The sequence below is a fragment of the Streptomyces sp. NPDC005302 genome (genome assembly GCF_040607345.1).
Lineage (GTDB): Bacteria > Actinomycetota > Actinomycetes > Streptomycetales > Streptomycetaceae > Streptomyces.
Genome location: NZ_JBEXGN010000016.1, coordinates 1 through 13,441, shown reverse-complemented (window position 1 = coordinate 13,441; position 13,441 = coordinate 1). Strand labels below are relative to the sequence as shown.

At 72.5% G+C, this 13,441-nt stretch carries 9 protein-coding genes; 4 read left to right on the top strand and 5 right to left on the bottom strand.

Annotated elements, in window-relative coordinates; translation table 11 throughout:
* Nucleotides 1-428 precede the first annotated feature (428 nt).
* Entirely contained in the window at nt 429-3,107 is a 2,679-nt protein-coding gene (locus ABZT74_RS22910; protein WP_356166228.1) for a SpoIIE family protein phosphatase, read from the top strand.
* A gap of 48 nt (nt 3,108-3,155) precedes the next feature.
* Here the strand turns inward: ABZT74_RS22910 and ABZT74_RS22905 are convergent, their stop codons facing one another.
* Nucleotides 3,156-4,604 carry a hypothetical protein gene (locus tag ABZT74_RS22905; RefSeq protein ID WP_356437641.1) on the bottom strand — a complete coding sequence of 483 codons (1,449 nt, stop codon included), beginning with the start codon at nt 4,602-4,604 and terminating at the stop codon, nt 3,156-3,158.
* 273 nt (nt 4,605-4,877) lie between these two features.
* Here ABZT74_RS22905 and ABZT74_RS22900 point away from each other — a divergent pair, with 273 nt between their 5' ends.
* Nucleotides 4,878-6,095, top strand: a complete 1,218-nt coding sequence (locus ABZT74_RS22900; protein WP_356437638.1) for a hypothetical protein — start codon at nt 4,878-4,880, stop codon at nt 6,093-6,095.
* Nucleotides 6,096-6,173: 78 nt separating this feature from the next.
* Complete coding sequence (locus ABZT74_RS22895; RefSeq protein WP_356437635.1) at nt 6,174-6,494, top strand: hypothetical protein; 321 nt, start codon at nt 6,174-6,176, stop codon at nt 6,492-6,494.
* A 122-nt stretch (nt 6,495-6,616) separates the two neighbouring features.
* Here the strand turns inward: ABZT74_RS22895 and ABZT74_RS22890 are convergent, their stop codons facing one another.
* The 4 genes from ABZT74_RS22890 to ABZT74_RS22875 are packed head-to-tail and all read right to left on the bottom strand — an operon-like array spanning nt 6,617 to nt 10,537.
* The gene (locus ABZT74_RS22890; protein ID WP_355865163.1) at nt 6,617-7,387 is read right to left on the bottom strand and encodes a succinate dehydrogenase/fumarate reductase iron-sulfur subunit; all 771 of its coding nucleotides are present in this window, start codon (nt 7,385-7,387) and stop codon (nt 6,617-6,619) included.
* On the bottom strand, nt 7,384-9,327 hold the full coding sequence (locus tag ABZT74_RS22885; protein WP_355865160.1) for a fumarate reductase/succinate dehydrogenase flavoprotein subunit: 1,944 nt from the start codon (nt 9,325-9,327) through the stop codon (nt 7,384-7,386). Before ABZT74_RS22885 ends, ABZT74_RS22890 begins: the two co-directional genes overlap by 4 nt.
* An 18-nt stretch (nt 9,328-9,345) precedes the next feature.
* Nucleotides 9,346-10,167: a hypothetical protein gene (locus ABZT74_RS22880; RefSeq protein WP_355865157.1), complete on the bottom strand. Its 822-nt coding sequence runs from the start codon at nt 10,165-10,167 to the stop codon at nt 9,346-9,348.
* Nucleotides 10,168-10,213: 46 nt separating this feature from the next.
* Nucleotides 10,214-10,537, bottom strand: coding sequence for a hypothetical protein (locus tag ABZT74_RS22875; protein ID WP_356166217.1), 324 nt, complete (start codon nt 10,535-10,537; stop codon nt 10,214-10,216).
* Nucleotides 10,538-10,959: 422 nt separating this feature from the next.
* Between ABZT74_RS22875 and ABZT74_RS22870 the strand changes: the two genes are divergently transcribed.
* Nucleotides 10,960-13,269, top strand: a complete 2,310-nt coding sequence (locus tag ABZT74_RS22870) for an ABC transporter family substrate-binding protein (protein ID WP_356437843.1) — start codon at nt 10,960-10,962, stop codon at nt 13,267-13,269.
* Nucleotides 13,270-13,441 lie beyond the last annotated feature (172 nt).

Below are 13,441 nucleotides of genomic sequence, written 5' to 3'. Positions count from 1 at the left end.
GATCGGACCGAAGCGGCCCTCCCCGATCGGCCCCAACCGCCCCAGAATATTCCGAACCCTATCGAAGCGGACCGTGTCCGCAGAGTCCCTGGGCGGGGTTTCGACCGGGCTCGCGAGAGATACCCGTCCGGTCCCGACGCGGCCGCCCGGGGCCGGGATCGACCCGCTGCGCCGGGTCGTGCGACCGGGGGACGGGGCGTGCGCTCGGCGCTCGACTGGTTCAGGCCACTGGCGGGTGTCGGATTCTTTGATTCGACGGGGCGCCACCTGGTTAGAAGACTGGGAGTATGTCGCGGCCGGTCCAAAAACCATCGGGACCGTGCTGTGATCGTGAACACCGTGTTGTGCGGCGCCGTAGTGCTGGATACTGCGGGCAGCCGCCCCCGGTGACCGGTGCCGGACGCGGTGAGCTGGAGGGGACGGTTCGCGTGAGCGAGATACCAGCGAAGGCCACGGAGTCGGAGGACCCGTCGGGCGGCGCGAGGGCTGATGCGGCGAGCGATTCCGCGCGCACGGCCCCCCGCGCCGACGCGGGCGACACCTCGGGCGAAGGGGCGGACGGCGCGGCGGCCGGTCCGGTCGGTGAGGCGGCCGGCGAGGCCCCGGGCGACGCGATCTGGCAGACCAGCCCACCCGGCTCGATCTACGACTACATCAAGGTCGCGTCCTTCTCGATCGGCGCCGACGGGCTGGTCGACCAGTGGAGCCTGCGCGCCGAACAGATCTTCGGGATTCCCGCGGAGCGGGCCATCGGCATGGACCCCATCGAGGCGTTCGTCGCCGCCGACCGGCGCGAGTTCGGTCAGCGCAAGATGGCGGAGATCCTGGACGGCCGCGAGTGGACCGGCGTGGTGCCCTTCACGGTGCCCGCCGCCGAGAGCACGGCCGAGCCCGTGGAGGGCCTCGCCGAGGTCTACGTGATGCCGACCACGACCGAGGACGGCGAGCGGGCCGCGGTGTGCATCGTCGTGGACGTCCGTACTCTCCGCAGCATCGAGACCGACCTCGCCGCCTCGCAGGCGATTTTCGGTCAATCTCCGTTCGGGTTCCTGCTGATCGACACGGACCTGCGGGTCCGGCGGGCCAACGAGCGGTTCTCCTCGATCTTCGGCGGCGACGTCGACGACCACCACGGCAAGGGCGTCCACGACTATCTCCCGCACCCGGAGGCCGAGCGCGTCACGGCCGTCCTGCGCCGCGTCCTCGAAACCGGCGACTCCATCACGGACATGCACGTCACGGGCTACGTCCCCGGCTCCGAGGAACGCCGCCACTGGTCCGTCAACCTCTACCGCGTACACAGCGGAAGCGGCCGTCCGATCGGTATCGCCTGGCTCGGAATCGACATCACCTCCCGTCGCGCGGCAGCGAGGGAAGCGGCCGCCGCGCGGCGCAATCTCGCCCTCCTGAACGAGGCAGGGGCCCGCATAGGCAACTCCCTCGACCTGGAGACCACCGCGCGCGAACTCCTCGACGTCGTGGTCCCCGGCTTCTGCGACCTCGCCACGGTCGATCTCTACCAGGGGCTGCTGGCCGGTGACGAGGCCCCGCCGGGCCTCGTGGACGGCAGTGCGGAACTGCGCCGGGTCGCGTTCGCCAGCGCGGTCTCGGACGCGCCCTTCGCCGGCGGCCAGGCACCCGTCGCCGTGGGCGCCGTCCACCACTACCCCTTCAACTCGCCCTGCGCCGACGCCCTGCGCACCGCCAAGCCGCGGTACATCCCGGCGGACGACGGCGGCCTCATCCAGTCGACGCTCGCCGTCCCGATGGTCGCCCACGACACGGTCGTGGGACTCGCCCAGTTCTCCCGGACCAAGGGCAGCGAGCCGTTCGGCGAACGCGACCGCTCCCTCGCCGTGGAACTGGCCGCCCGCGCGGCCGTCTGTATCGACAACGCGCGCCTGTACCGCCGGGAGCACGAACGCGCCCTCATACTGCAGCGGTCCCTGCTGCCCCCGGGCGACCCGGAGGCCTCCGGTCTCGACATCGCGTGCCGCTATCTGCCGGGCAACGCGGCGACCGAGGTGGGCGGCGACTGGTTCGACGTCATCGAACTCCCCGGCCACCGCACGGCCCTCGTGGTCGGCGACGTGATGGGCCGCGGTCTGCGCGCCGCGGTGGCGATGGGTGAACTCCGTACGGCGGTACGCACTTTGGCGCTACTCGACCTCGAACCGGCCGAGGTCCTCTCGGCGCTGGACGAGATCGCCCGAGGGCTCGGCACCCCCGGCGGTGTCCAGCAGGCGACCCGCACGGCCCGCCAGCCCCGCGACGCCGACCTCTCCGAGGTGTACCTCGCCACCTGTGTGTACGCGGTCTACGACTCCGTGACCCGCCGGTGCACCTTCGCCAACGCGGGCCACCTCCCGCCGGTGCTCGTCGAGCCCGGCGAGAGCGCGCTGATGCTCGACGTGCCGCCCGGCATGCCCCTCGGGGTGGGCGGCGAGCCCTTCGAGGAGGTGGAGGTCGAACTGCCCGAAGGCGCGCTGCTGGCGCTCTACACGGATGGACTGGTCGAATCACGCGACCACCCGCTCGACGAGGGACTGCAGGCGTTCGTCGGTGCGCTCACCGACCCCACCAGTCCGCTGGAGGACGTCTGCGACCACGTCCTCAACACCCTCGACACCCACCACGGCGAGGACGACATCGCCCTGCTGATGGCACGCGTCCAGGGACTGCCCGCCGACTCCGTCGGTGACTGGACCCTGCCGCGCGAGCCGCGCAGTGTGGGCCGCGCCCGCGAGTTCGCGCGCGCCCAGCTCGTCGCCTGGGGCCTGGAACCACTCGTCGACACGACGGAGTTGCTGGTCAGCGAGCTGGTCACGAACGCCCTGCGGTACGGCGAGGGCGAGATCAGACTGCGGCTGCTGCTCGACCGCACCCTCGTCTGCGAGGTCTGGGACGCGGGACTCGTCCAGCCACGCCGCCGTCGCGCCCGCGACACCGACGAGGGAGGGCGCGGCCTCCAGCTGGTCGGCCTCCTCTCCGCGGCGTGGGGTTCCCGCCGGACCCCGCGCGGGAAGACGGTCTGGTTCGAACTCCCGCTGCCGGACGGGGAGACGGCCCTCACCGACCCGGCCGAGGCGCTCCTGAGCCTGTTCTGAGACCGACGCCCGTCCCGTGGCCGGCCGCCGCCGGTGCGGGCGGCCCGGTCAGGCGGGGGACGTCGGCCGGCGGCCCCGGGTGCGCGGGCCGCCGTAGCTCACCGGGCCCCCGCCGTCGCCGAGGAGAATCCCGCCGAGCACCGCGCCGCCCGTCCCTGCGCCCGCGTCGCCGCCCGAGGGCGTGCCGTACGCCCGTACGTCTTGTTCGGCGAGCCGCCGTGCCTCCTGGGCGAGCGCGTCGGCCCGCCGTGTCTCCGCCAGGGTGGAGGAGCCCGGCCCGAGCAGGCGTTCCGCCTCGGCCAGCCACGTACGGGCCGTGCTGCCGACGGCTCCTCGGTGCGTGCCGATGAAGCCCGCGGCCGATGTGAGCGCGCCGCGGGCGGACAGCAGCGCGTGGTCGCGCAGGCCGGGAACCTCTTCCTCGCCCGCCTCGGAGAGCAGCGCGCCCGCCTCCACCACCCGGCGCAGCGCGTCCGGCGGATCGTAGGGCCCGGATGCCATCTCCCGGCGTACGCCCGCCAGGAGCGCCTCGGCCCGGGTCAGCCGTGCGTCGCCGCCGACGGGGAAGGGTTCGGCACTCCGGTCGGTCGGCGGGCGGCCGTGGACCGTGCCGAGAGCGGTCTCCGCCGCCGCGAGCGCCGCGGGCAACCGGGCCGCCGTCGTGGCCAGTTCGGCCGAGCGCCGGTCCACGCCGTCCAGCAGGTCACCCGTCTGCGCCACGGCCGCCTCGGTCGCGCGCAGAGAGGCGGCCGCCTTCGTGTCCTCGCCCCGGTCGGCGTACTGACGGGCCTGGTTGAGCCGGAGGGTGGCGAACACCAGCCGGTCCTTGGCCTGTTCGACGTCACCGGCGACCGGGTACGAGGCCGTGGGCGCGTACCGCTCGTGCAGACCCGCGAGCACGGCCTCGGTGGCCGGGGTCCGTGCGGCGAGCTCCCTGAAGCGGGTCTCGGCACCTTCCACGGCCGCCGGCGTCTCCCGCTCCAGCGCCCGGAGTTGGTCGAATCCCGGTGCCGCCGCGTCCAGCCGCCGCCCCGCGTCCTGGCAGCGGGCGACGATCTCCTCCAGCGACTCCCGGCGGTCGTCGCCGTCCGGTGCGGTGTCCGTGTCGTCGAGCCGCCGCCGCAACCGGAAGGCGGCCCGGAGTTCGCCCTCCGCGCGGGTCAGCGCCTCCCTGTAGGGCGCCATGGCGTCGGCCGGTGCCTGGACGGCCGCGAAACTTAGCTCTTCGGCGGAGGCGCGTACGCAGTTGTCGACGTCGACGAGCAACTGCCTTGCCTGGAGATCCAGTTCCGGCAGGGGTATGAGCCGGTTCCCGCTGCCGCCGGGTGTCGTCCGTGTCGTGGCGCGTCGTCTGCGCCGCCCGTACGTGTAGGCCGCCAGCGCTCCCGCCGCACCGGCCGCGACGAGCGGCGGCACCAGATCCCCGGTCGTCGCCCCGACGGCTTCGGACGAGGCGGCCGCCAGAGCGGTGACGCCCTCGCTCCGCGCGACGGTCACCGTGGCCCCGTTATCAACGCCGTCCCCCCTCCCGCCGCCTTCCCCACGCACCAGCGGCAGCACCAGCCACCCCACCGCGACCAGCCCCCCGAGCACGGCGTGCGCCACCCGCACGGCTCTGCGCGACGGGGCCCGGGGCGACCGGCTTCGACTCGAGGACGACGTCACATTTGGGAGCGTATGGCCGCCCGACCACGTCCGCGACCCGTATCCACCGAGGTGGGGGCGCCTAAGGTACGAGGGATACGGGGGCGTACGGGAGGGGTGCGGGGGATGGACACGGGACAGGACACCGGTCCGGGCGGGCAGCGGGAACGCGCCGGGGGGACAGCGTCTCAGGAGGCTCCGCCCGGCCCTGCCGCGCACACCGCACCCGAGGCGCGTTCCGAGGGGGCGCAGCCCTCGCTGCCCGGCCAGGACGCCGGTCCGCGCCCGGGCAGGACCTCCCGGTACCGCCGGCTCGTCGGCGCCTGGCGCCACCCCCGGCTGCGGACGTCCAAGCGGGTCGCGCTCGGCCTGGTGCTGCTCCTGCTGGTCCCCGTCCTCGCCGCCGGTATCGCCCTGCGGGTGAACTACGCCGGTGACCCGGCCGACGGCACCCGGACCCGGAACCGGGACGCGCTGTGGCTCGGGCACGCCTGGGTGGACGGCCGAAAGAGCGACGCGGACCTCGACGCGCTGGCCGAGCGGCTGCGGGGCACCGGCATACGGGACCTGTACGTCCACGCGGGGCCGCTGGAGCACGACGGCTCGCTCCCCGCGACGGCGTATCCGTCGGCGGGGCGGCTGATCGCGGGCGTGCACGAGCGCCTGCCCGGCGTCAGGGTCCAGGCCTGGCTCGGCGACGAACTCGCGACCGAGACACCGGACGGCATGCGGCTGCAACGGACCGGCACCCGTGACGCCGTCGTGCGCTCGGCCGGCCGCATCCTGGACGCCGGGTTCGACGGCGTCCACTTCGACCTGGAACCGCTCCACTCGGGCGACGCCCACTACCTCGCGCTCCTGGACCGCCTGCACGCCCTCACCCGCGCCCGGCACGTGCAACTCTCCGTCGCCTCCCACCAGATAGACCCGCTCCCGGGCCTGCATTCCGCGGCCGGCGCCCTCAGCGGACACCCCAAGTGGTGGTCGCAGGCGTACTTCGGGCAGGTCGCCCGCCGCGTCGACCAGATCGCCGTCATGTCGTACGACACCGCGATGCCGCTCCAGAGCCTGTACGGCGGCTACGTCGCCCAGCAGACCGCTCTCGCGCTGGAGGTCACCCCGAAGTCGACCGACCTCCTGATGGGACTGCCGTTCTTCCACGAGAACAAGATGGGCCACAGCGCGTACGCCGAGACGGTCGCCGCGGCCGTCCGCGGAACCCGCCTCGGGCTCTCCCGCACGGACCGCACCCGGGAACACTTCGGCGTCGCCCTCTACGTCGACTTCGCGGCCACGGAGACCGACTGGACGGCCTACCGCGAGGACTGGCTCGCAAAGCGGTGACGTCCCCGTCCCGGCGTGCCATGATCCGGAGGCGTCCCGCGGGCCGGGGCGGGGCGGGAACCGGGGGCTGGGGGACGGATGAACGGATACCTCGCGGGACTGGCGGCGCTGGTCGCCGCCGGCGTCGCAGGGCTCGGGGTCGCGGCGATCGCGACGTACTGGGTTCCGCCGTGGTTCCGCCGCCGGGTCGTCCGGCCGAGGCTGTGGGGCTGGGGCGCGCTGAGCGGGTCCGTGGGCATGTCCCTGTTCATATTCCTGGGTCCGTTCCACGGCCCCGACGCCGATATGACGCCCTACGCGATGACCGGCATGGCCCTGTTCCTCGCGGGCCAGGCCCTCCAGATGCTCGGACAGCACCCGGGCCGCATCACCAAGTCGCCCAGTGACAAAGCGAACTGACATGACATCACGCGACGTCTGGCTGTCAGAGGCGGGGGAAGACGCCCCCGCCCCGACCGGCCCTGCGTCCCGACCGATTCCCCGCCCCGACCGGCTCCTGCTCCGAGTGCGTCCGCCGTCCCTCAGTCCCGCCGTCGCCCGATCTTCGAGCCCAGCCACACCAACGGGTCGTACTTGCGGTCGACCGCGCGTTCCTTCAGCGGGATCAGCGCGTTGTCCGTGATCTTGATGCCCTCGGGGCAGACCTCGGTGCAGCACTTGGTGATGTTGCAGTAGCCGAGGCCGTGTTCGTCCTGGGCCGTGCGTTTGCGGTCCAGTCCGGAGTCCGCGGCCGCGTCCAGCGGGTGCATGTCCAGTTCGGCCACCCGCATCAGGAAGCGGGGACCCGCGAACGCCGGCTTGTTCTCCTCGTGGTCACGGACGACATGGCAGGTGTCCTGGCACAGGAAGCACTCGATGCACTTGCGGAACTCCTGCGAGCGGTCGACGTCCTCCTGCATCATCCGGTACTCCCCGGGCCCGACATCCGCGGGCGGCACGAAGGCCGGGACCTCACGCGCCTTGGCGTAGTTGAAGCCGACGTCGGTCACCAGGTCCCGTACGACGGGGAACGCGCGCAGCGGGGTGACGGTGATCGTCTCCTCCCGGGAGAACACCGACATACGGGTCATGCACAGCAGCCGCGGCCGGCCGTTGATCTCCGCCGAGCACGAACCGCACTTGCCCGCCTTGCAGTTCCAGCGCACCGCGAGGTCCGGGGCCTGCGTCGCCTGGAGCCGGTGGATGATGTCGAGCACCACCTCGCCGTCGTTGACCTCGACCTCGAAGTCCTTCAGGCCGCCGCCCTTCACGTCCCCGCGCCACACCTTGAAGCGGGCCTCATAGCTGCTCACTCGTAGAGCTCCTCTTCGGCGAGGTACTTGACCAGCTCCTCCTTCTCGAAGAGGGCGAGCAGGTCGGGGCGGATGGGTTCGGTGTTCTCGCGGGTGAGATCGATCTGGCCGCGTACGGGATCGGTGGCGGCCAGGCCGCCGGTGGGGTCGGCGAGCCGGCACAGCAGGTTGGCCCGCCGCCAGACACGTTCCATCGCCGGATGGTCCTCACGGGTGTGCCCGCCGCGGGACTCCGTGCGCTCCAGCGCCGCCCGGGCCACGCATTCGCTGACGAGCAGCATGTTGCGCAGGTCGAGGGCGAGGTGCCAGCCGGGGTTGAACTGCCGGTGCCCCTCGACGCCGGCCCGGCGTGCCCGGACCCGCAGGTCGGCGAGCTTCTCCAGCGCCTGCTCCATCTCGGCCTCGCGCCGGATGATGCCGACCAGGTCGTTCATGGTCTGCTGGAGTTCCTGGTGCAGGGTGTACGGGTTCTCCGGCGGACGTCCGCTGTCCTCCCCGGGTACCGGGCCCTCCGCCGAGAAGGGCCGCAGCGCCTCCGCGGCGGCGGTGTCGACCTGGACCTCGTCCACGGGGGGCCGGTCGCCGGTGTGCCCGGCCGCGTACTCGGCGGCGTGCAGTCCCGCCCGCCGCCCGAACACCAGGAGGTCGGAGAGGGAGTTGCCCCCGAGCCGGTTGGACCCGTGCATCCCGCCGGCGACCTCCCCGGCCGCGAACAGGCCGGGGACACCGCGCGCCGCCGCCGTGTCGGAGTCGACCGCGATGCCGCCCATCACGTAGTGGCAGGTGGGCCCGACCTCCATCGCCTCCGCGGTGATGTCGACGTCGGCCAGTTCCTTGAACTGGTGGTACATGGAGGGCAGTCGGCGCCGGATCACCTCGGCGGGCATCCGGGTCGACACGTCGAGGAAGACCCCGCCGTGCGGCGATCCGCGACCCTCCTTCACCTCGGAGTTGATGGCCCGGGCGACCTCGTCGCGGGGGAGCAGCTCCGGTGGGCGCCGGTTGTGGTCCGGGTCCTCGTACCAGCGGTCGCCCTCCTCCTCCGACTGCGCGTACTTCTCCTTGAAGACGTCGGGGATGTAGTCGAACATGAAGCGTTTTCCGTCGGAGTTGCGCAGCACCCCGCCGTCGCCGCGGACCGACTCGGTGACGAGGATGCCCTTGACGGACGGCGGCCAGACCATGCCGGTCGGGTGGAACTGCACGAACTCCATGTTGAGCAGCGGTGCCCCGGCGAGCAGCGCGAGCGCGTGCCCGTCGCCGGTGTACTCCCACGAGTTGGACGTCACCTTGAAGGACTTGCCGATGCCGCCGGTGGCGATCACCACGGAGGGCGCTTCGAGGACGAAGAAGCGGCCCGACTCGCGTTCGTAGCAGAAGGTCCCGGACACCCGTTGCCCGTCCTTCAGGATCCGCGTGACGGTGCACTCCTGGTAGATCTTCAGGCGGGACTCGTAGTCGCCGGTCTCCCGCTTGTCCTCCTGCTGGAGGGACACGATCTTCTGCTGGAGCGTGCGGATCAGTTCGAGCCCGGTGCGGTCGCCGACGTGCGCGAGGCGCGGGTACTCGTGGCCACCGAAGTTGCGCTGCGAGATCCGCCCGTCCTTCGTGCGGTCGAAGAGGGCGCCCCAGGTCTCCAGCTCCCAGACCCGGTCGGGTGCCTCGCGGGCGTGCAGCTCGGCCATCCGCCACTGGTTGAGGAACTTGCCGCCGCGCATGGTGTCGCGGAAGTGGACCTGCCAGTTGTCGCCGGAGTTCACGTTGCCCATGGCGGCCGCGATACCGCCCTCGGCCATCACCGTGTGCGCCTTGCCGAACAGCGACTTGCAGATCACCGCCGTGCGGGCGCCGCGTTCGCGGGCCTCGATGGCGGCTCGCAGTCCGGCGCCACCGGCACCGACCACGACGACGTCCCACTCCTGTCGGTCGACCACGGACATCAGGGGGCTCCACCCAATCTAGAAGAAGCGCGGATCGTCGAAGACACCGGACGCGACCAGGTACACGTAGAAGTCGGCGACCGCCACACTCACCAACGAGGCCCAGGCCAGCTGCATGTGACGGGCGTTCAGCTTGCCGACCCACTGCCACATCCGGTAGCGCACGGGATGCTTGGAGAAGTGCTTCAGCTTCCCGCCGACGATGTGCCGGCAGGAGTGGCAGGACAGGGTGTACGCCCAGATCAGCGTGATGTTGAGCAGGAACACCAGTGTGCCGAGCCCCATGTGGCCCCAGGCGTAGTGCTCGTCACGGAAGGACAGCACGGTGTCGTACGTGAGGATGCCGGCGACGACGAGGGCCGCGTAGAAGAAGTACCGGTGGATGTTCTGCAGGATCAGCGGGAAGCGGGTCTCGCCGGAGTACTTCTTGTGCGGCTCGGCGACCGCGCAGGCCGGCGGGCTGGCCCAGAAGCCCCGGTAGTAGGCCTTGCGGTAGTAGTAGCAGGTCAGCCGGAAGCCGAGCGGGAAGATCAGGATGATGATCGCGGGTGAGATGCCCCACCAGCTCCCGAAGAGGTCCGCGTTCGGCCCGGCGTGCATGGTCCTGCACCGCTCGGCCAGACACGGCGAGTAGAACGGCGAGACGTACGGCGCCGCGTAGTAGTCCGTGTCCGCGAAGGCCCGCCACGTCGAGTACACGACGAAGGCCAGCAGCCCGGCCGCGGTGACGGCGGGCGCCAGCCACCAGCGGTCGGTCCGCAGATGCGGTGCGGCGATCGCGGCGCGCGTACCGGCGCGTACACCGCCGCTGTTCAGATGGGGTTCCGTACCAGTGGCCAACTTCGCACTCCGGTCGGGTTCGGGGGCGCGCCGGGTTCGAGGGCGCTCAGTGGGTGGGACCGTGGGACGAGCCGAGACCCTCGTCGTCGGAGTCGGTCCACAGCGAGCTGTCGTACGGGGTGTCGGGGATCCGTACCAGGTCGGGCCGCGGCCCGGGCGCGGGTCCGGCCGGTCCGGGCACGGCCGGGAGCCCGGAGGGGCCCGAGCTCGCCTCGCGCAGCAGCGCGAGGCTCTCGCGCAGGTGGTCGGCGTCGGCGCGGACGCGGCGCATCTCCAGGCCGGTGCCCATGTGCTGCTCCAGGCGTCGCACCGACCGCTGCAGGTCGTCGAGGCAGCGCTGGACCGATGTCAGGTCGTCGTGCACGGACATGACTTGCCCTCACTTCCGGGCCCCGCGGCCCCAGGCGGCAACGTTCATGCGCCTGCGAGTGTTGCGCGTCACACAGGCCCGTGTGAAGGCGTGTGCACGGATTGGCGGCTCATACGCCCCGGATCACCCCGTGAGCGCCGCCGCCCCGACCCGCGCGCCCGGGCCGCACGCCCCCGCGCCGGGGACACTCGCCGGCACATCGGGTGTCCCGCGGACCCCGCGCGCCGGCCGGAGCCGTGGCGCCGGGCCCTGGATTGCGCCGCACGGGTGGGGTTCCGCGCCCCTGCGGCCGTGTCGCCCCCTCCGGCCGCCCTCCCTCGCCTTCAGTGGGCGCATAGATCTGATCAGCTCCAAATAAGCCCAATGGTGATCAGAAGCAGTACGTGACCCAGACAGCGGAGCGTCCCCCGGAGGTTGCAGTGATGTCCCACGACGGCGTCGGACTGCGCGCGGTGATGCGCTCGGCCGCATTCCTCACCGCGGGCGTGCTCGCGGTACCCGCCCTCTCCGCGTGCAGCGCGGACGACGAGGCGGACAGGCCGGCGGCCGCGCAGGACATCGCTCCCGCGTCCCGAGACCAGGTCGCCGACGGCGGCACCCTGCGCTGGGCGGTGGACGCGGTCCCGGAGACGCTGAACGCGTTCCAGGCGGACGCGGACGCGGCCACCTCCCGGGTCGCCGGCGCCGTCCTGCCCTCGATGTACCGCCTGGACGCGAACGGGCGGCCGCAGATCAACCCCGACTACCTGGAGTCGGCCAAGGTCGTCGCCACCGAGCCCAAGCAGGTGGTGCTGTACAAGCTCGACCAGCAGGCCGTGTGGAGCGACGGGCGCGAGATCGGCGCCGCCGACTTCGCCGCCCAGTGGCGTGCCCTGTCCGGCAAGGACTCCGCGTACTGGACGGCCCGCAACGCGGGCTACGACCGCATCGAGAAGATCGAGCGGGGCAAGAACAACCTGGAGGTCCGCGTCACCTTCGCGCGGCCCTACGCCGACTGGAAGTCACTGTTCTCGCCGCTGTACCCGAAGAGCGTCATGGGCACCGCGGACTCCTTCAACGACGGAGCCCGCCGCAAGCTCAAGGTCTCCGCCGGGCCCTTCGCGGTGAAGAAGGTCGACGTCAAGGGCGGTGAGGTCCAGCTCACCCGCAACCCGCGGTGGTGGGGCAGCCCCACCAAGCTCTCCGAGATCGACCTGGTCGCCGTGGCCCGGGACAAGCGGGCCGCCGCGCTCGCCGCCGACGAGCTCGACATGGCCGAGATCGACGCCGTGGACGCCGAGCGCATCACCGCCGCCCACGGCAGGTCGGGCCCGCCGAAGGGCGCGCCCACCGGTACCCACGCGCCGGGGACCGAGCAGGACAAGAGCGAGAAGGACAGCTCCGGGGAGAAGACCGGAAAGAGCAAGCCCGAGAAGGGCGAGAAGGCTGAGAAGGGCGAGAAGGCCGAGGAGACCCGGGACGACGGCAAGAGCGAGAGCGACGAGTCCGCCGACGGCGAGGAGAAGGACACCGCCGGCGCCGCGGGGAGCAAGGCGAAGGCCGCCGACCAGCAGGCCGCGCTGAGCGCCTTCGTGGTGCGCAAGTCCCTCGAACCCGCTTACACCCAGCTCGCCCTCAACGGTTCCGAGGGGCCCCTCGCCGACGAGCGGGTCCGCCGTGCCGTGGCCCGTGCCCTGGACCGCAAGGAACTGGCCAAGGTGGTCCTGAAGCCGCTCGGCCTGCCCGTCGAGCCGGTCGGCAGCCACCTCGCCCTCGTCGGGCAGGCGGCGTACGCCGACAACAGCGGCGCGCTCGGCGACCAGGACACCGCCGAGGCGCGGGCGCTCCTCGCCGACGCCGGATGGGTGCCCGGCGGACCGGTGACCGAGCAGAAGAAGACGGAGAAGGCCGCCGGGTCCAAGGGCAAGAAGGCCGACACGGACGACAGCCCGGGCGACGACGGGACGTACATCGTCGGCGAGGACAACAAGCCGTCCGAGGCCGAGCGGGACCTGCGCAGGGATCCCAAGGACCACGCCGGCGCACACGAGCGGACCAGCGCGCAGTCCGGCATCCAGGCGGACGAGCAGCAGGCCGGCAAGCAGTACGCCAAGCAGGGCGGGGCCCCGGGCGCGTACGCGCCGAAGGGCACCGCCGCTCCCGCGGGCGCCGCGTCGGGCGCGCTCGCCAAGGACGGCAAGCCGCTGACCCTCCGCTTCGTCCTGCCCTCCGGACAGGGCTCCGAGCCGCTGCGCGCCGTCGCCGACAGGATCGCGCAGATGCTCCAGCGCATCGGCATCCGCACGGACATCTCCAAGGTGTCCGACGCGAGCTACTTCAAGGACCACATCGCCTCGGGCCAGTACGACCTGGCGCTGTACTCCTGGCCCGGGTCCGCCTACCCGGCCACCGACGCCCGCCCGATCTACTCCAAGCCCGTCCCGGCGGCCGACGGCTCGCTGAGCGTGGAGCAGAACTACACGCGGGTCGGCACCGACCAGGTGGATCAGCTGTTCGACCAGGCGCTGTCGACGCTGGACGAGGACCAGGAACGCTCCCTGGTCCGCAAGGCCGACGCCCGCATCTGGGCCGCGGCCGGTTCCATCCCCCTCTACCAGCGCCCCCAGCTGACCGCCGTCCGCACCGGTCTCGCCAACGCCGGAGCCTTCGGTTTCCAGACCCCGGTGTACGAGGACATGGGCTTCCTGAAGAAGGGCGCCCACCCCGTGGCGAGCCCGTCGAAGACCGGATGACCTGCGGATGAACCGCGCGGGCCCGCCATGTGGCGGGCCCGCGCGGGCCCGCCCCCCCGGGCGCCGGGGGGGGGGGGGGCCGCCGCCCCCCCCCCCCGCGGGGGGGGGGGGGGGGGGGGGGGGGCGGCCCCCCCCCCCCCCCCCCCGGCCGCCCCCCCCCCCCCCCCCAAAC